19 protein-coding genes are annotated in these 16746 nt (G+C 70.1%); 9 read left to right on the top strand and 10 right to left on the bottom strand.

The genetic code is table 11. From position 1 onward, the window contains the following. Positions 1-25: 25 nt before the first annotated feature. The 4 genes from QRN89_RS17440 to QRN89_RS17455 form a co-directional block, all read right to left on the bottom strand. On the bottom strand, positions 26-460 hold the full coding sequence (locus tag QRN89_RS17440; protein WP_290350353.1) for an SsgA family sporulation/cell division regulator: 435 nt from the start codon (positions 458-460) through the stop codon (positions 26-28). A gap of 112 nt (positions 461-572) precedes the next feature. Next, the gene (locus QRN89_RS17445) at positions 573-1277 is read right to left on the bottom strand and encodes an IclR family transcriptional regulator (protein ID WP_384068990.1); all 705 of its coding nucleotides are present in this window, start codon (positions 1275-1277) and stop codon (positions 573-575) included. A gap of 438 nt (positions 1278-1715) precedes the next feature. After that, positions 1716-1928 (bottom strand): DUF5326 family protein, encoded by a 213-nt coding sequence (locus tag QRN89_RS17450; RefSeq protein ID WP_290353748.1) that lies wholly within the window; start codon positions 1926-1928, stop codon positions 1716-1718. 129 nt (positions 1929-2057) lie between these two features. Beyond that, positions 2058-2375, bottom strand: coding sequence for a cupin domain-containing protein (locus tag QRN89_RS17455; protein WP_290350354.1), 318 nt, complete (start codon positions 2373-2375; stop codon positions 2058-2060). A 51-nt stretch (positions 2376-2426) separates the two neighbouring features. On the opposite strand from QRN89_RS17455, the gene QRN89_RS17460 reads away from it, so the two are divergent. The 5 genes from QRN89_RS17460 (at position 2427) to QRN89_RS17480 (ending at position 6134) form a co-directional block, all read left to right on the top strand. Continuing rightward, on the top strand, positions 2427-2807 hold the full coding sequence (locus tag QRN89_RS17460; protein ID WP_290350355.1) for a phage holin family protein: 381 nt from the start codon (positions 2427-2429) through the stop codon (positions 2805-2807). 7 nt (positions 2808-2814) lie between these two features. Further along, positions 2815-3306, top strand: coding sequence for a low molecular weight protein-tyrosine-phosphatase (locus QRN89_RS17465; protein WP_290350356.1), 492 nt, complete (start codon positions 2815-2817; stop codon positions 3304-3306). Further along, positions 3303-4427 (top strand): cystathionine gamma-lyase, encoded by a 1125-nt coding sequence (locus QRN89_RS17470; RefSeq protein WP_290350357.1) that lies wholly within the window; start codon positions 3303-3305, stop codon positions 4425-4427. Before QRN89_RS17465 ends, QRN89_RS17470 begins: the two co-directional genes overlap by 4 nt. 268 nt (positions 4428-4695) lie before the next feature. After that, positions 4696-5592 carry a LysR family transcriptional regulator gene (locus QRN89_RS17475; RefSeq protein WP_290350358.1) on the top strand — a complete coding sequence of 299 codons (897 nt, stop codon included), beginning with the start codon at positions 4696-4698 and terminating at the stop codon, positions 5590-5592. A gap of 62 nt (positions 5593-5654) precedes the next feature. Beyond that, on the top strand, positions 5655-6134 hold the full coding sequence (locus QRN89_RS17480) for an NUDIX domain-containing protein (RefSeq protein WP_290350359.1): 480 nt from the start codon (positions 5655-5657) through the stop codon (positions 6132-6134). Positions 6135-6178: 44 nt separating this feature from the next. On the opposite strand, the gene QRN89_RS17485 is transcribed toward QRN89_RS17480, so the two are convergent. After that, positions 6179-7900, bottom strand: coding sequence for a globin domain-containing protein (locus tag QRN89_RS17485; protein ID WP_290350360.1), 1722 nt, complete (start codon positions 7898-7900; stop codon positions 6179-6181). 740 nt (positions 7901-8640) lie between these two features. On the opposite strand from QRN89_RS17485, the gene QRN89_RS17490 reads away from it, so the two are divergent. Both QRN89_RS17490 and QRN89_RS17495 read left to right on the top strand, forming a co-directional pair. Further along, positions 8641-9186 (top strand): DUF2269 domain-containing protein, encoded by a 546-nt coding sequence (locus QRN89_RS17490; RefSeq protein WP_290350361.1) that lies wholly within the window; start codon positions 8641-8643, stop codon positions 9184-9186. A gap of 4 nt (positions 9187-9190) precedes the next feature. Further along, positions 9191-10045 (top strand): GNAT family N-acetyltransferase, encoded by an 855-nt coding sequence (locus tag QRN89_RS17495; RefSeq protein ID WP_290350362.1) that lies wholly within the window; start codon positions 9191-9193, stop codon positions 10043-10045. 49 nt (positions 10046-10094) lie between these two features. On the opposite strand, the gene QRN89_RS17500 is transcribed toward QRN89_RS17495, so the two are convergent. Together QRN89_RS17500 and QRN89_RS17505 are read right to left on the bottom strand one after the other, a co-directional pair. Further along, a complete protein-coding gene (locus QRN89_RS17500; protein ID WP_290350363.1) occupies positions 10095-10526 on the bottom strand; it encodes a GlcG/HbpS family heme-binding protein in 432 nt (143 codons plus the stop codon). Positions 10527-10623: 97 nt separating this feature from the next. Next, complete coding sequence (locus QRN89_RS17505) at positions 10624-11841, bottom strand: MFS transporter (protein ID WP_290350364.1); 1218 nt, start codon at positions 11839-11841, stop codon at positions 10624-10626. 178 nt (positions 11842-12019) lie between these two features. On the opposite strand from QRN89_RS17505, the gene QRN89_RS17510 reads away from it, so the two are divergent. Together QRN89_RS17510 and QRN89_RS17515 are read left to right on the top strand one after the other, a co-directional pair. Beyond that, entirely contained in the window at positions 12020-12511 is a 492-nt protein-coding gene (locus QRN89_RS17510; protein WP_290350365.1) for a MarR family winged helix-turn-helix transcriptional regulator, read from the top strand. Between the two features lie 47 nt (positions 12512-12558). Then, complete coding sequence (locus tag QRN89_RS17515) at positions 12559-13011, top strand: GNAT family N-acetyltransferase (RefSeq protein ID WP_290350366.1); 453 nt, start codon at positions 12559-12561, stop codon at positions 13009-13011. 268 nt (positions 13012-13279) lie between these two features. Here the strand turns inward: QRN89_RS17515 and QRN89_RS17520 are convergent, their stop codons facing one another. Genes QRN89_RS17520 through dnaB form a run of 3 tightly spaced genes read right to left on the bottom strand, consistent with a single transcriptional unit; the run spans position 13280 to position 16692 of the window. After that, entirely contained in the window at positions 13280-14662 is a 1383-nt protein-coding gene (locus QRN89_RS17520) for a serine hydrolase domain-containing protein (protein ID WP_290350367.1), read from the bottom strand. Positions 14663-14715: 53 nt separating this feature from the next. Next, the gene (locus QRN89_RS17525; protein WP_290350368.1) at positions 14716-15150 is read right to left on the bottom strand and encodes a VOC family protein; all 435 of its coding nucleotides are present in this window, start codon (positions 15148-15150) and stop codon (positions 14716-14718) included. A gap of 54 nt (positions 15151-15204) precedes the next feature. Continuing rightward, positions 15205-16692 (bottom strand): replicative DNA helicase, encoded by a 1488-nt coding sequence (gene dnaB, locus QRN89_RS17530; RefSeq protein WP_290350369.1) that lies wholly within the window; start codon positions 16690-16692, stop codon positions 15205-15207. Between the last annotated feature and the right edge of the window lie 54 nt (positions 16693-16746).

Raw genomic sequence — 16746 nt, forward strand, 5'->3', positions numbered from 1 at the left:
CGGACCAGACGCGCCCGGACGTCGGTCAGCCGGTGGCCTCCTCGGCGAGGATGCGGCCCAGGGCGGCCTCCAGGTTGTCCTCGAAGTCGCCGAGCGTGCGCTCCTGTCCCAGCGGAACCAGCTTGTCGGTCCGGTCGAGGAAGGCCACCAGGGGTGCGGCGCCGGCCCGGAACAGCGCCCGGTCGACACCGACCTGGAGCCGGATGTGGACGTCGGACAGCCCCTCGGGCTCGGTCGGGGCGATGTGGACATCGCCGTCCCCGCTGGGCCCGTTGATCCCGTCGAGCAGCAGCTCGCGTCCGAACGCCCAGGTCACGGGGGCGTCGCCGGGCAGATGGAAGGTCATGCGCACCGCATAGGGGTCTCTTGTCTCGTACGTGAGCTCCACAGGGATCCGGAAGGAGAGTTCCTCGGAGACCAGGAAGCTCATCAGGACCTCTGCCTGAACCGACTCGCGCATCGTGTCAACCCCGCTGTGGATGAAGCACCTCGTGAAAACGGCCGGGAATGCTCCCCCGGGCGCACCCCGCCATCGTGCTGTAAGTGACCGATAGATCACAAGGAGTAATTTTTCAGATACTGATAGAGAAGGCGAATGAACTGAGCAGGCTGCCCACGCCACTGCGTAGTTGTTCGACCGCCGGGATCAAACGATCTTCCTGGTGGAGCGGAAGGGAAATCGCCATCGCGCCGGCGGTGGAGCCCACGGTGACGGGAATAGCCGCACAGACCGTTCCCAGGGCATATTCCTGCCGCTCGATCACCGGTTCCATCTGGCCCATCGCCCCGAGCCGTTCCAGCAGAGCTCCCCGATTGCGCACCGTATAAGGCGTGATCCGGTCCACGGGGTGCCGGGCGAGATGGTCCTTGCGGGCCCGTTCGTCGAGCTGACCGAGCAGGCACTGCCCGAGAGCGTGCGCATGACCCGTTTCCCGGAAATCCGCCCATTCGTCCACCGCGGGCGCGTACGGGGTGTCGGCCACGGCGACGAGTTCGATCTCCTCCTCCCGATAAAGGGCGAAATAGACCGGTACGCCGATGGAGTCCCGCCAGTGCGCCAGGGATTCCTCGATCTTGGTGCGACGATTCTGCATCGCCCCGCCCATCGCGAGCCGCACCGCGGCCTCGCCGAAGACGAACACGCCCTTCTCACGCCGCAGATAGCCCTCGTGCGCAAGGGTCCGCAGCAGGTGGTAGGCGGTGGGAAGGGGCAGGCCCGCCTCGCGTGCGAGCTGTTTGGCGGGGGCTCCGTCGGCGTGGGAGGCCACGGCCTCCATGAGTCTCAGCGCCCGTTGCACCGAGCCGATCAGGGTAGGAGCGGCGGGCGAGGTGGTGGGTGCGGAACTGGTAGCCAATGCCGTGGCCAAAGGTCACCCCCAGGCATGGTGACGGGCGGAGGGCCCGCGTGCGGGGGCCGCCCCCGCACGCCCGCCGCACACCCCGAGGGCCTGGGCTGCCCCGGAGACCGGCTTGGGGAACTGTCCAGGAAGTCGTGCGAACCGCTGAACACGGTGGTCATCGACCGGGGATTCCCGGGGGACGGCGGAGGACTGCCACTCTAATGGCAGCCCCCGACGGGCCGCCGGGATCGCCTGCGGCATTCCCCCGCGCGGGCTAACGGGCGTACGTACCTGCCGTTTTCCGCCCCGCGACGCCCACCGAACCGAGCCGCGCACGCGCCCCCGGCGTGCCCACGGCGGCCGCGGCCCCTGCCGTCACCAGTCGCCCTTCGACGACGACGAGCTCATGAACTTCCGTACGACGTAGATCAGTCCGCCCACTATCGCCACGAAGAACAGGACCTTGAACAGCAGCCAAATCACAAAGCCGATGAGATTCGCGATCATCCCGCCGAAGACGACAAGGGCGATCAGGGGAATGGCGACCCACTTCACCCACCAGGGCATCCCCTTCAGTATCTCCCGCACCGCCATCGTCCTACCTCGCTTCCGTGAGTTCTCCTGCTGTCGATGCTAGAGGCGGGAGCACGGTCCGCGGGGCGCCCGCGTCCCCCGAAGTCCCCTGAGCCGTCCCCTAGGGAAACCGGGGCCGGCCGGTCAGCTCTCGGGCGGGGAGAAGACGACGAGCACCCGGAGATCCTCGCTGATGTGGTGGAACCTGTGGTCCACTCCGGCGGGGACGTAGACGACGCTGCCCCGCCCCACCTGGGTCGTCTCCGTGCCGACGGTGATCGAGGCCCGGCCGCTGACGACGAGGTAGACCTCGTCCTGCTGGTGCGGCCGCTGCGGGTCCAGCGCGCCCGCGTCCAGCGCGTACAGCCCGACCGACATGTTCCGTTCGCGCAGGAACTGCAGATACGCGCCGTCGTTGGCGGCCCGCTCCGCCTCGAGCTCGTCCAGTCGGAATGCCTTCATCGTCCGTCCGCCCCTGCCATCGGTCCGATCACGTCTGCCACGATCAGACACATGAAGAATTTCCTCGTCAAGACGATCGCGAACGCCGGGGCACTCGCCGTGGCGATCTGGCTGGTCCAGGACATCACACTCACCGGCGACAGCACCGCCCGGAAGACCGTCACACTGATCATCGTGGCCCTGCTCTTCGGCCTGGTGAACTTCTTCGTCAAGCCGATAGTCAAGCTGCTGACGCTTCCCCTCTTCATCCTGACGCTCGGCCTGATCACACTGGTGGTCAACGCCCTCATGCTGCTGCTGACCTCATGGCTCGCCGACGTCCTGGACCTGAACTTCCATGTGGAGGGCTTCTGGACGGCCGTACTCGGCGGATTGATCATCTCGATCGTGTCGTGGGCGCTGAACGTGGTGCTCCCCGACGGCAAGGACTGAACGCACGATGCCCTTCTCCGTCTGTTTCGTCTGCACCGGCAACATCTGCCGGTCGCCGATGGCCGAGTCCGTGTTCCGGGCCCGGGTGGAGGACGCCGGACTCGACGGCCTCGTCGTCGTGGACAGCGCCGGCACGGGCGGCTGGCACGAGGGGGACGGAGCCGATCCCCGCACGGTCGACGTGCTGCGGGAGCACGGCTACCCGTCCGGTCACGTCGCCCGGCAGTTCCGGCCCTCCTGGTTCGCCCGGCTGGACCTGGTGATCGCTCTCGACGAGGGTCATCTGCGGGAGCTGCGCCGGCTGGCGCCGACCGCAGCGGACGCCGCGAAGGTGCGGCTGCTGCGGTCGTACGACCCGGCCGCCGGTGCCGACCTCGACGTCCCCGACCCGTACTACGGCGGGACGGACGGCTTCGAGGAGTGCCTGGACATGGTGGAGTCCGCGAGCGAGGGACTGCTCGCCGCGGTGCGCGACGCGGTGGAGGAGAAGGCGGCATGAGCACGGGTGAGGGAACGCGGGCCGTACGGGCCGGTCTGCCGGAGGCACAGAAGTACGAACCGACCCTGCCCGGGCCGGTGTTCGCCGCCCACTACCACCTGCCCGGTGAGCCGACGGGCCCGTACACCTACGGGCGCGACTCCAACCCCACCTGGACTCTGCTGGAGCAGGCCATCGGTGAACTGGAGGCACCGGGGGACGCCGGGGTCGAGACCGTCGCCTTCGCGTCGGGCATGGCCGCCGTCTCCGCCGTCCTGCTGTCGCAGGTCCGGGCGGGCGACGTGGTGGTGCTCCCCGAGGACGGCTACCAGGCCCTGCCCCTGGTGCGGGAGCAGCTGGAGGAGTACGGGGTCGAGGTCCGGACCGCGCCCACCGGCGGTGACGCCCAGCTCGACGTGCTGGACGGGGCGAAGCTGCTGTGGATCGAGACGCCCTCCAACCCGGGGCTCGACGTGTGCGACGTACGGCGGCTCGCGGACGCCGCGCACGCCGGCGGCGCCGTGGTGGCGGTCGACAACACGCTCGCGACGCCGCTGGGCCAGCGCCCGCTGGCCCTCGGCGCGGACTTCGCGGTCGCCAGCGGCACCAAGGGCCTGACGGGCCACGGCGATCTGCTCCTCGGGTACGTGGTCTGCCGGGACGCCGCGGCGGCGGCGCGGGTACGGCAGTGGCGCAAGGTCGTGGGTGCGATCCCGGGCCCCATGGAGGCCTGGCTGGCCCATCGCTCGCTGGCCACGCTCCAGCTGCGCTCCGACCGGCAGTGCGCGAACGCGCTCGCCCTGGCCCGGGCGCTGGCCGGGCGGGCGGAGGTCACCGGACTGCGCTACCCCGGTCTGCCCGAGGACCCCTCGCACAAGATCGCCTCGGAGCAGATGCGCCGGTTCGGCTCGGTGGTCTCCTTCGAGCTGCCCGACCGTGACCACGCCGAGCGCTTCCTCGCGGAGGCGCGGCTCGTCGACGACGCGACCAGCTTCGGAAGCGTCCGCTCCAGCGCCGAGCGCAGGGGCCGCTGGGGCGGGGACGCCGTGGCGGAAGGCTTCATCCGTTTCTCGGCGGGTGTGGAGGACACGGTCGACCTCGTCGCGGACGTGCTCAGGGCGCTGGACGCCGCGGCGGGCTGAGGCGCACGGAGACCCCGGCGGGCCACCGCGGCGGACATCGACCGCGGCGGGCGCGAAGGACGGTCCGAGCCTCCCCCCTCATGGCTCGGACCGTCCGTCTTCCGCATGCGGTTCCCGGGCCGGTGACACGTGGCACCACGCACACTCCGCGCGTAGCGCCGCGAACGGTGTCCCGGAGCAGGAGCCGCTCGCACAAGGCTAGTTGACTGTGCGTCAGTGTCCAATCACAGGGGCGACACAGACCTATCGACTTATTTATAGTTGGACGATGGATCTGGCCCTGCTGCGCACGTTCCTCACGGTGCACCGGGCCGGCTCGTTCACCCGCGCCGCCGCGCTGCTCGGACTCTCCCAGCCCGCGGTGACCAGCCAGATAAGGACGCTGGAACGACAGCTGGGGCGGCCCCTCTTCCTCCGTCAGGCGCGCGGGGTCACGCCCACGACCGTCGGCGACGAACTCGCCCACCGGGCCGCCCCCCATCTGGACGCGCTCGTCGAGATCGTGGAGGCGGGCCTGGACGAGGAGTCCGGCGTCCGCACCCTCCACCTGGCCGGCCCGCCCGAGTTCACCTCCGCGCGGGTGCTGCCCGCGCTGGCGTCCCTCGTCTCGCAGGGACTGGCGCTGCGGACGTCGTTCACGGGCAACGCCGAAGAGACGCTCGAGGGCCTGGCCGCCGGACACCACGACCTGGCCGTGACCACGGCCCGACCGCGCGGCGGGCTGCTCGCCTCCACCCCGCTCTGCGACGAGGAGCACGTCCTGGTCGCCTCACCGCGCTGGGCGGCCCGGCTGGGCGACGGAGCCCTGCTGCGCAAGGGCGCCGTCGTGCTGGAACAGCTGCCGGTGGTCGAGGTCCACGAGTCCCTGCCCTTCGTCTCCCGCTACTGGTCCTCGGTGTTCGACAGCCCGCCGCCCGCCGTGGCGGCCGTCATCGCGCCCGACCTGCGGGCGGCGCTGGATTCGGCCGCGGCCGGGGCCGGGCTCGCCGTGCTGCCCCGCTATCTCTGCCTGGACGCCCTGGCGAGCGGTCGGCTGGCGGCGCTGCTGGAGCCTCCCGTTCCCCCGCTGCGGACGTACTTCCTCGTCGCCCGGACGGGCACGCTCGCACTGCCGCACATCGCGCGTGCGCACGAGGAACTGTTGCGCGCCGCGGCCGCCTGGTGACGGCAGGCGACAGCACGGGGGACGGGCGTTTCAGAACGGGTGTCGTGGGCCACTCTCTGACCATGACCGAACGGCCAGTGGTCAAGCGCACCGCACGCGCCATCCTGCTCGACGGCGACGACCTCGTCCTGATCAAGCGCACCAAGCCGGGCATGGATCCGTACTGGATCACTCCGGGGGGCGGGGTCGAACCCGAGGACACGACCGTCGTCGAGGCCCTCCACCGTGAGGTGGACGAGGAACTCGGCGCCAAGATCGTCGATGTGGTGCCCTGCTTCGTGGACACCGTCGAGCACATCGTGGACGGCGGCGTCTCGGGTGTGAAGGTGCAGCACTTCTTCGTCTGCCGTCTGGTGGCCATGGACGAATCCCGCCGGCACGGCCCCGAAGTGGAGGAGCCCTGCGGCGAGTACGAGATCGTCCGGGTCCCCTTCAGCCGCGTCGGGATCGCCGCCGTGCATCTCGTCCCGCTCTCCCTGCGGCACTACCTGGACGGCAACATCGAGGGCGTCCGGGCGATGCACGCACCCGATCTGGGCTGAGCGGCGGAGCTCTCGGGGCCCGCCGCCGCGACCGGCCGGCGGCCCTAGTCGGCGGCCGCCACGAGCTCTTCGAGCGAGTCGTGACGGATGCGCTCGAAGGGGATGCCGACGCCCCTGAGAGTGTCCACTCCGCTGCGGATCATCCCGACCGGGCCGGAGAGGAACGCGTCGTACTCGTTCCACGGCCCGTACTCGAGTACCGCGTCGGGCAACTGCGCCCTGCCGTCCACGACCGGCCGTACCTGCAGCCATGGATGGCTCTGCTGGAGCCGCAGCATCGTGTCGATGTCGTACAGGTCGTGATCGCTGCGCGCCCCGTAGAACACCTCCACCGGACGGCGCTCACCGTGCTCGGCGACGTCCTCGACCAGTGCCTTGATCGGCGCGATGCCGGTTCCGCCGCCCAGGCACAGCATGCCGTTGTCGGTGGTGTGGTCGACGACCATCGATCCCGCCGGCGGACCGAGCCGGAGCACATCACCGGGTCGGGCGTGATGGACCAGGGCGTTGGAGACCCAGCCCGCCGGGACGGCCTTCACATGGAACGAGAGCAGTCCGTCGGAGCGGGGCGCCCCGGCGAAGGAGTAGTGCCGCCAGATCCTCGGCCACCACGGGGTCTCCAGGCTCGTGTACTGACCGGCCAGGAACGGGTACGGCTGGTCGGGGCGCACCGTGACGACCGCGATGTCCGGTGTTCTGAGGTCGTGGGACACCACCTCGGCATGCCACCAGGCGGGCGCGTGCCGCTCGTTCTCCGCCGCCGAGTCGATCATGATCTGGGAGATCGTCGTGTAGGTGCGGACCCACGCCGCCTCGGTCTCCTCGTTCCAGGTCGTCGTCGCGTAGCGCGTCAGCGCTCCGATGAGCGCCTCGCCGACGGCCGGGTAGTGCGCGGGCTGGGTTCCGTACTTTCGGTGGCCGCGGCCGAGGTGTTCGAGGTAGTCCACCAGGACGGGTGTGTTGTCCATGTGCTCGGCGGCAGTGAGCAGCGCCTTGAGGAGCCGGTCGCGCTGGGTGTCCATGGCGGCCGGGAAGAGGGCCCGCAGATCGGGGTGGCGGACGAACAGCAGGGCGTAGAAGTAGGACGTGACCTTGTCGGCGACCGGCGCGATCTCCTCCATGGTCCGCCGGATGAGGATCGCGTCGGGCGACGCCTTCTCGTCGGAGACTCCGGGGAACAGACCGGTGGTGCGCGTGCCGTCACCGGCAGCGGGGTCGGGCCCGGGGTGCTGGGCGGCGCCGCCGTGGTACGGGGCGGTGTGGTGCGGGTGCTGGGGCGGGACGCCCTGCTGGGGCGGGACGCCCTGGTGAGGCGCGGCGCCGCCGTGCGGCGGGGCGGTGTGCCGGGGGGACGTGCCGTGGTGCGGGGCGGTGTTCCCGTAAGGGGTGGGCGCCCCGTGTACGGCGCCGCCGCTGCCGTACGGAGCGGCCGGCGGAGCGGGCGTCCCACGCGGCGTCGCGGCCTGTGGAGGCGTCTGCGGTCCTGGGGCGGTGCGCGTCTGCGGGGCGGTCGTGCCGCGCGGCGGAGGCCCGGCCGCCCGCTCGGCACCCGTGCCGACGGGGCGGATGGAGGCGACCGGCCGGCTGGGAGTGGCTATTCGCCCGTCGTCCGCCGCTTCTTCTCCTTCACGGGCAGAGCCGTCGGCTCCGGGAGCCGGACGGCCTTCGGCAGGCTGCTTCCGGGGGGTGAACCAGCCTCCCCCGCCCCTCGCGCCGTTCTCACCTGAGGTCCCGTTGTCGGCCGACGTGGTGGTCGGAGCGTCCATTGTGTGCCTCGCCTCGAACATCTCTCGGTCGGTCTGCGCACTTCCGCTGGTCCGGAAGGTGCCTCGATTTCCCCGCTCTGCTCTCAATGACTCGTGCCCGCCCACATTAGCCTTCGCGATTATGGGATTCGGGCGAGTGGGACCGGATGGTGACGTTGCCCGCAGCGCTCGTCTTCGCAGCATGCCAGCTCCTGCGCGGCAGCGGACAAAGAGCGGAAAGTCCGGGTATCCCCACCCGCTTTCCCGTTAGGCTGCATCGCACCCATGTCCGTTTACGCGGCCAGGACTCGGGTCTCGGCGGGTATGTCCCCGCACCCGAAACCAGCAATGGAATCGCACCAGTTCGCAGGCCTCCAGCAGATCGCGTCCCGTCCGGTGTGGTGTGGCGAGCCCGGACAGATGATGGTCCGCATTCACCGCCTCCGCAACGGTCACCACGGCAAAGATCTGCACACCGGGCACCGAATCGGCAGGGACGACAGGGCCGTTCAGCCATCATCCCGATCTCTGCACAGAGCCCCTTCGCGACCTTCACGCACTTCGTAGCACGTGAATGCGGACGGGTCGCCCAAGGCGATGGACGGAATGGCCGACGCACATGAACCCCGGACGGCACATGCGCTTCGGTTCTCCGATGTCCTGGCGACGGAATCGTGCTCGCCGTGTACACCGAGGCGAGTACCCCCGGCTACTCCCCTCGTCAGACGCGAAGACGACGCGCGAGGTGCACGGTGTTTCACGTGAAACCACTCAAACGCCCCGCTCGGCGAGCACTCCTCGTCCTCCATGTGTCGGCGTCCGCGGGCTGGCTCGGACTCTCGCTCGGCCTGCTGGGGCTGAGCGTTGCCGCGGTGGTCTCCGGTTCACCGACCGCCGCCGAGGCCTCCTACCGTTCGATGGCCGTCTTCGCGAACTGGCTGATGATCCCCGTCGCTCTGCTCACCCTCGGCAGTGGGCTGCTGCTCTCCCTGGGGACACCCTGGGGCCTGGCCCGCTATCGCTGGGTCTGGACCAAGTTCTGGCTGACCCTGACGACGACCGGACTCACCGCGCTCTCGCTCCGCCCGGGGGTGAACGCGGCGGCCGAGCAGGCCGCCGCGGGGCTGCCCGTGTCCGATACCACCGGCCTGCTGGCCGCCCCCGTCGTCTCGCTGTGCGCCTACGTCTTCATGACCGCGATCTCCGTGCTCAAGCCCTGGGGGAAGACGCGCCGAGGCCGGCGCATGCCGGGCCGGGCCACTTCGACGAAAACGGTGGACGAAAGATCACTGCGTCAGACAGCCTGACCTCATGCCGACTCCGCTCAACGAGCTCCCCGTCCGCCGTCTGACTCCTGCGGACCTGCAGGCCTGCGCGAACCTCTCGGAGGACCGGGGATGGCCACGTGAGGAGCACAAATGGGGACTCCTGCTCGCGGCCGGCACCGGCTACGGCATCGACGACCCCGATGCCAAGGGTCTCGTCGCGGCGTGCGTGGTGACCTCGTACGGCCCGGAACTCTCCGCCCTCGGCATGGTGCTCGTGGCCGAGCGGCACGCCCGGCGAGGTGTCGGGCGCCGGCTGATGCGGCATGTGCTCGCGGAAGCCGCCGGGACTCCCCTGACGTTGCATGCCACGCCGAACGGCCGGCCGCTGTACGAGGAACTGGGCTTCACCCATGCCGGCCGCGCCGAGATGGTCAGGGGGCGCTTCCGCCTGTCGGGTCCGGCGCCCCGGCACGTGACCCGGCCGGCCACCGCGGAGGACCTCCCGGCGATCCTCCGGCTGGACGCGGAGGTGTTCGGCGTGGACCGTACGCACATGCTCGCCCGACTCCCCGCATTCGCCGACCAGTTGAGGGTCGCGGAGACCGACGGCGTCCTCACGGGGTATGCCGCGGCCTGGCCGAACATGGAGACCCACGTCGTCGGCCCGTTGATCGCACGGGACACGGACACGGCCAAGTCCCTGATCGCCTCGCTCGCCGCGGGGACGGAACGTCCCCTGCGCACCGACATCGATGTGCGGCACGAGGAGCTGCTCACATGGGTGAAGGCGAACGGCCTCGAGCCGATCGCCTTCAATGCCGTGATGCTCCGCGGTGTTCCCGCTCTCCCGGGCGACTGGACCCGCCGTTTCGCACCTCTGACGGTCGCTGCGGGCTGAGCCCCGGGCGGACCGGCACACACGTCCGCCCGGGGCCTCTCCGGCAGGCTCAGCCGGCGAGTGCCTCCAGCGCCGCCGTCGCGAAACCGTGGTCCTGCTCCGGGGCGCCTCCGCCGACACCGATCGCCCCGATGAGGCGACCGTCCCGCCGCACCGGGACACCGCCCGCGATGAAGAGGAGCGGGCGGTCGAGGGCGGTCGGCAGGGTGTGGAAGGGGCCGCCCGGCAGGACCGCGTCCACGAGGTCCGCCGTGGGCGCATCCAGCTGGAGGGCCGTGTAGGCCTTGCGGTTGCTGGTCTCACCGGCGATGAGCACGGCCTGGTCGTCCCGGCGGAAGGCCAGGGGATGGCCCCCGGCGTCCAGAACCGTGATCGCGACGGTCGCACCGTCCGCCTCGGCGGCGGCACGGGCGGCCTCGACGAGGGCCTCGGCGTCCTGGATCGTCAGCGGAGCGACGGCGGTGGCTGCGGTGGTGGTCATGGTGTTCTCCTGGTGCTTGCTTTCGGTGATGAGGTCGCGTCTCGGTCCCGGGCGCCGGCCGGAATCCGTGAGGGCTCCGGTGGTCGCCTCGTGTGACTCAGTGAGGAGCCGCGGCGACCGGGGCCGGCTCCGAGGTGGCCGAACCCGCGACCACGCGGCTGTCCCGTCGGACGTCCCGGCGCTCAAGGGCGCTGGAGAGCACCGCCAGTACCAGCGCCGAACCGGCGAGAAGCGCGCCCACCCAGTTCGGGGCGGTGAAGCCGAGACCGGCCGCGATGACGATGCCGCCGAGCCAGGCCGCAAGGGCGTTGCCGAGGTTGAAGGCGCCGATGTTGACGGCCGAGGCCAGTGTGGGCGCCCCCGAAGCCTGGTCCAGGACCCGCTTCTGGAGCGGCGGCACGGTGGCGAAACCCAGCCCGCCGACGAGCACGATCGTGACGGCCGCCGCGATCTTGTTCTGGGCGGTGACGGTGAACAGGGCCAGCACCAGCGCGAGGGCGCCGAGCGAGACGTAGAGCAGCGGCATCAGCGCCCGGTCGGCGAACTTCCCGCCGATCAGGTTGCCGCCGACCATGCCCAGGCCGAAGAGAACGAGCAGCCAGGTCACGGAGGAATCGGCGAAGCCGGCGACCTCGGTCATCATCGGCGTGATGTAGGTGATCGCGGCGAAGACGCCGCCGAAACCGAGCACGGTCATCGCCATGGCCAGCAGTACCTGGACATTGCGGAAGGCGGCCATCTCGTGACGCAGCCGTACCCCCTCGGGCCTGGGCTGTTCCGGAACCAGCTTGGCGACGCCCGCGAGCCCGAGCACCCCGAGCCCCGCCACGATCAGGAACGTGGCCCGCCAGCCGATGCTCTGCCCGATGAACGTGCCCAGCGGGACGCCGACGACATTGGCGACGGTCAGGCCGGTGAACATCATCGCGATGGCGCCGGCCTTCTTCTCGGGGGCCACCAGATCGGCCGCGACGACCGAGCCGATACCGAAGAAGGCCCCGTGGGCGAGCGAGGCCACCACCCGGCCAGCGAGCATCAGGCCGAAGGCGGGGGCGAGGGCCGAGAGCACGTTGCCCACGATGAAGAGGCCCATCAGCAGCATCAGCATCCGCTTGCGGGAGACCTTGGTGCCGAGGACGGTCATCAGGGGTGCGCCCAGGACCACCCCGAGGGCGTACCCGGTCACGAGGAAGCCGGCGGTCGGGATCGAGACCTGGAAGTCGTTCGCGACCTCGGGCAGCAAGCCCATGATCACGAATTCGGTGGTTCCGATACCGAATGCCCCGATGGCGAGGGCGAGGAGGGCGAGCGGCATGGGGATTCACCTTCTTGGAAGATTGCGCGTGCGCCTTACGAGCGTCGACAATAATTGCAGGCGCATTTAATTGCAAGCGCGGGCTATTGCGTTTGTCGTCTACTCTTGGAGGCGCGCGCCACTCCGCAGGGGCCGAGCCCCGGCCCGCACGGACGCTCCGCGGACGGAGGAGACATCAATGACAGCGACGGACCCGGCACTCACCGCACTCGCCCAGAGCTGGTGCGCGCTCTCGCTGCTGCACGGCAGGATCGAGGGCCACATCGAGCGGGCTCTCCAGACGCAGCACGATCTGAGCGTCCGCGAGTACTCGCTGCTGGACGTACTGAGCCGTCAGCACAGCGGTCCGGGCGGCCACCTCCAGATGAAGCAGGTCGCCGACGCCGTCGTGCTCAGCCAGAGCGCCACGACCCGCCTCGTCACCCGGCTCGAGGACCGTGGGCTGCTCAGCCGCTATCTGTGCGACACCGACCGCCGCGGCATCTACACCGATGTCACGGAGGCCGGCCTGGAGCTGCTCGCCGCGGCCCGGCCGACGAACGACGGTGCGCTGCGCGAGGCGCTCGACGAGGCAGCCAGAGACCCCGAGCTGGCTCCGCTCGTCCGGGCGGTCGAGGAGCTGAAGATTTCCCCTTCCACGGTTCCGGCACCGGCAGCCACCGCCGTCTGAAGGATCGGGCAGCCGTTCGGCCCTCGCAGGCGCATAGGGTGCGGATCATGAGCGAACTGCAGATACGGCCCGCTTCCCCGTCCGACATCCCCGCGATCGTGGCGATGCTCGCCGACGACCCGCTGGGCGCGCAACGTGAATCACTCGACGACCCGGCCCCCTACCTGGCCGCTTTCGCACGCCTCGCGGACGACCCGAACCAGCATCTCGTGGTCGCCGAACGAGACGGACGTACCGTCGGCACCCTGCAGCTCACGATCATTCCCGGGCTCTCCCGCCGAGGCGCCACCCGCTCGATCATCGAAGCGGTGCGGATCCACGCCGACGAGCGGGGCAGCGGGCTCGGCACGCAGCTCATCGAGTGGGCGGTCGAGGAGTCGCGCCGGCACGACTGCCACCTGGTTCAGCTGACGTCCGACGCCTCCCGTACCGACGCCCACCGCTTCTACGAGCGTCTGGGCTTCGAGGCCTCGCACGTGGGCTTCAAGCGGGTGCTCTGACGCCCCCGGCGGCCCCCTGCTCTCGCACAGACCCCCCGACCGGGCCTCCCCCCAGTCCGACGGCACGATCCGTAGCGGGAGGCCTCGGTCCCGCCCGGGCGAGACCTCCCCGGCTGTGTCGCAGCGGCCGGTCGGGCAGCTCACTCCGCGCAGCCCCGCGCCCCTGGGTACCGGCCCGCCCCTGAGGGGGAACGGCGTTTCACGTGAAACGGCCCCAGCTGCGCGAGACGACGGAACACGCCCGGCCACGGTGTGCGGAAGCCGACCGTCACAGGGGCAGGCCGCGCCAGCCCTCTTCGTCCACACCGCCGGGCACCTCGGCAGCCGGATCGTAGGGCTCCCGGGTGAAGACGAAGGAGCCCAGATCGAGATGGATCAGCCGCCCCTCCGGCCGGCGCACCGCGCGCAGCGTTTCACCCGCGAAGTACCCGTCCAATCCGGTCCATGTCCCGTCGGTTCGGGCGCGGAAACGCGAGCCCCGGCCCTGGCCCGACAGCGGGTACAGCTCGATGCCCCGGTCCTCGACGAGCTTCAGGCCGAAGGCGGAAGTCCCCCAGTACCAGGCGCCCGTCAGTTCCAGCAGCGCCTCGTCCACCTCCGGCATCGGACGCCAGGGCTCCGGGAAGCGGGGCTCCGCCTCCACCACGATGCGGACGAGATCCGCCGCCGCGGCGGCCGGCGTGGGCCCTGACGTCGCGTTGGCGAGCACGGTCGCGGCCACGCCCTCCTCCGCGTCCACCCACAGGCAGGCGACGAATCCGGGCAGCGATCCGGTGTGGCCGAAGAGCGTGCGCCCGTTCCTCCGGACGATCTGAAGACCGAGCCCATAGGTGCCGTCCCAGTCCCCGGGCTCCGCAGGGGCCGACGGCGTCCGCATCTCGCGCACGGAGTCCGCGCTCAGCACCCGTTCATCGCCCTCGGTGAGAAATCCGGCGAACCGGCAGAGGTCCGCGGCGGTCGACCAGAGCTGCCCGGCCGGAGCCATCAGTCCCAGATCCTCGACCGGTTCGGGCATCACCACATCCGCCCACGGATGCACCGCCCAACCACGCGCGTGAGGGTCCTGGGGGTCGCAGGTCGTACGGTGCATCCCCAGCGGCTCCAGGAGTTCACACCGCAGCACCTCCTTCCACGGCTTCCCGCGCACCGCCTCGATCAGCGAACCCAGCAGTGTGTAGCCGGTGTTGGAGTAGTGATGCCGACGACCGGACGGATGCAGCAGGGGCTGCTCTCCGAGCACATCGGCCAGCTCCGGGCGAAGCGAGCCGGGCGTGCGCTCCCACCACGGGGCGGGGCTCTCGGCCGCAAGTCCCGCGCTGTGCGACAGGAGTTGGGCGATGGTCGCCCCGCCCACGGCGGTTCCCGGAAGGTACTTGTCCAGCGGATCGTTCAGATCCAGCAGCCCTTCGTCCCGCAGTCTCAGCACGAGCACGGCGGTGAACGTCTTGGTGAGGGACCCGATGCGGTACTGGGTGTCCGCGTCCGGCTCATGTCCCTCGGTGCAGCTGCGGGCCCCGCTCCAGGCGGGGCGCCCGTCCCGGGCGACCGCCCCGACGAGCGAGGGCGTCCGCCCTTCGGACTGGGCGACGGCGACACGGTGCAGCAGGGCGCGCTCCGTGCTCGGCAGCAGCGATGCGAAAGGTGAGGTCATGCACCAGATCTATCCGACCGCCCGGTCGGGGTCGACCGCACCCCGCTCCTGAGTCAGTCGAGACAGAACTCGTTGCCCTCGATGTCCTGCATCACGATGCACGACTCGTTGACACCATCGGCGAGCAGGAGGCGCACGCGTACCGCACCGAGTTCGAGCAGGCGTGCGCATTCGGCCTCGAGTGCGGCCAGGCGCTCCTCACCCACGAGTCCCGTGCCGACACGCACGTCCAGATGAACCCGGTTCTTGACGACCTTGCTCTCGGGAACGCGCTGGAAGAACAGTCGCGGGCCCACGCCTGAGGGATCAATGCACGCGAACGCCGAATCCTGATGCTCAGGCGGCAGCGAGCGATTGAAATCGTCCCAGGTGGCGAACCCCTCCGGAGGCGGCGGTACGACGTACCCCAACACCTCGCACCAGAAGCGAGCGACGCGCTCCGGTTCTGCGCAGTCGAAGGTGACTTGGAACTGCTTGATCGACGCCATTGGCCCACCGTAGTGGCACGTGCCGGTTCACCCGAGCCCTCGAGGGCATCGCCGTCAGGTCTGTGCCATGTCGACGAAGCGCGAGTAGTGGCCCTGGAACGCGACCGTGATGGTCGCGGTCGGACCGTTTCGGTGCTTGGCGACGATCAGGTCCGCCTCGCCCGCACGCGGCGACTCCTTCTCGTAGGCGTCCTCACGGTGCAGCAGGATGACCATGTCCGCGTCCTGCTCGATGGAGCCGGACTCACGCAGGTCCGAGACCATCGGCTTCTTGTCCGTACGCTGCTCGGGACCACGGTTCAGCTGCGAGAGGGCGATCACCGGGAGCTCCAGCTCCTTGGCCAGCAGCTTGAGGTTTCGCGACATGTCCGAGACCTCTTGCTGACGGCTCTCGGCCCGCTTGGAGCCACCGGACTGCATCAGCTGCAGATAGTCGATGACGACGAGCTTCAGGTCGTTGCGCTGCTTGAGGCGCCGGCACTTCGCACGGATCTCCATCATCGACAGGTTCGGGGAGTCGTCGATGTAGAGGGGCGCCTGGGAGACATCGGGCATCCGGCGGGCGAGCCGGGTCCAGTCCTCGTCCGTCATCGTGCCGGAGCGCATGTGGTGGAGGGCGACGCGCGCCTCGGCGGACAGCAGACGCATGGCGATCTCATTGCGCCCCATCTCGAGGGAGAAGATCACGCTCGGCAGATTGTTCTTGATCGACGCGGCCCGTGCGAAGTCCAGCGCGAGCGTCGACTTGCCCATCGCGGGACGAGCGGCGATGACGATCATCTGGCCGGGATGCAGGCCGTTGGTGAGCGAGTCGAAGTCGGTGAACCCGGTCGGGACCCCGGTCATCTCGCCACTTCGGGAGCCGATCGCCTCGATCTCGTCGAGCGCGCCCTCCATGATGTCGCCGAGCGGCAGATAGTCCTCGCTGGTGCGTTGCTCGGTGACCGCGTAGATCTCCGCCTGCGCCGAGTTGACGATCTCGTCTACGTCGCCGTCTGCCGCGTATCCCATCTGCGTGATGCGCGTGCCCGCTTCGACCAGGCGTCGCAGCACGGCACGCTCGTGCACGATCTCCGCGTAGTACGAGGCGTTCGCCGCCGTCGGGACCGACTGGACGAGCGTGTGCAGATAGGAGGCGCCACCGACCCGGGTGATCTCACCGCGCTTGGTCAGCTCGGCGGCTACGGTGATGGGGTCGGCGGGCTCGCCTTTGGCGTAGAGATCGAGAATCGCCTGGTAGACGGTCTCGTGCGCCGGCCGGTAGAAGTCATGGCCCTTGATGATCTCGACGACGTCGGCGATGGCGTCCTTGGACAGCAGCATGCCGCCGAGGACGGACTGCTCGGCGTCGAGGTCCTGCGGGGGGACCCGCTCGAAGCCCGGGGATCCGTCGTCCCAGGCGACGCTCTCCCTGCCGCGCTCGTGCTGCTCGTCCCGGCCGCCACGTCCGCGGCCCTCACCTCGGCGGGGGCGGGAGACGGGGAGACGGTCACCCGGACCGATGTCGGTCCAGGGCTCGTCAAGGGGCTCGGGAACGCTCACCGGCCACCTCCTCCCGTCCGCTCCGCGGACCTCTGCGTGGCACTCTTTTTAGGA

The organism is Streptomyces sp. HUAS CB01 (genome assembly GCF_030406905.1).
GTDB classification, from domain to species: Bacteria; Actinomycetota; Actinomycetes; order Streptomycetales; family Streptomycetaceae; genus Streptomyces; species Streptomyces chengbuensis.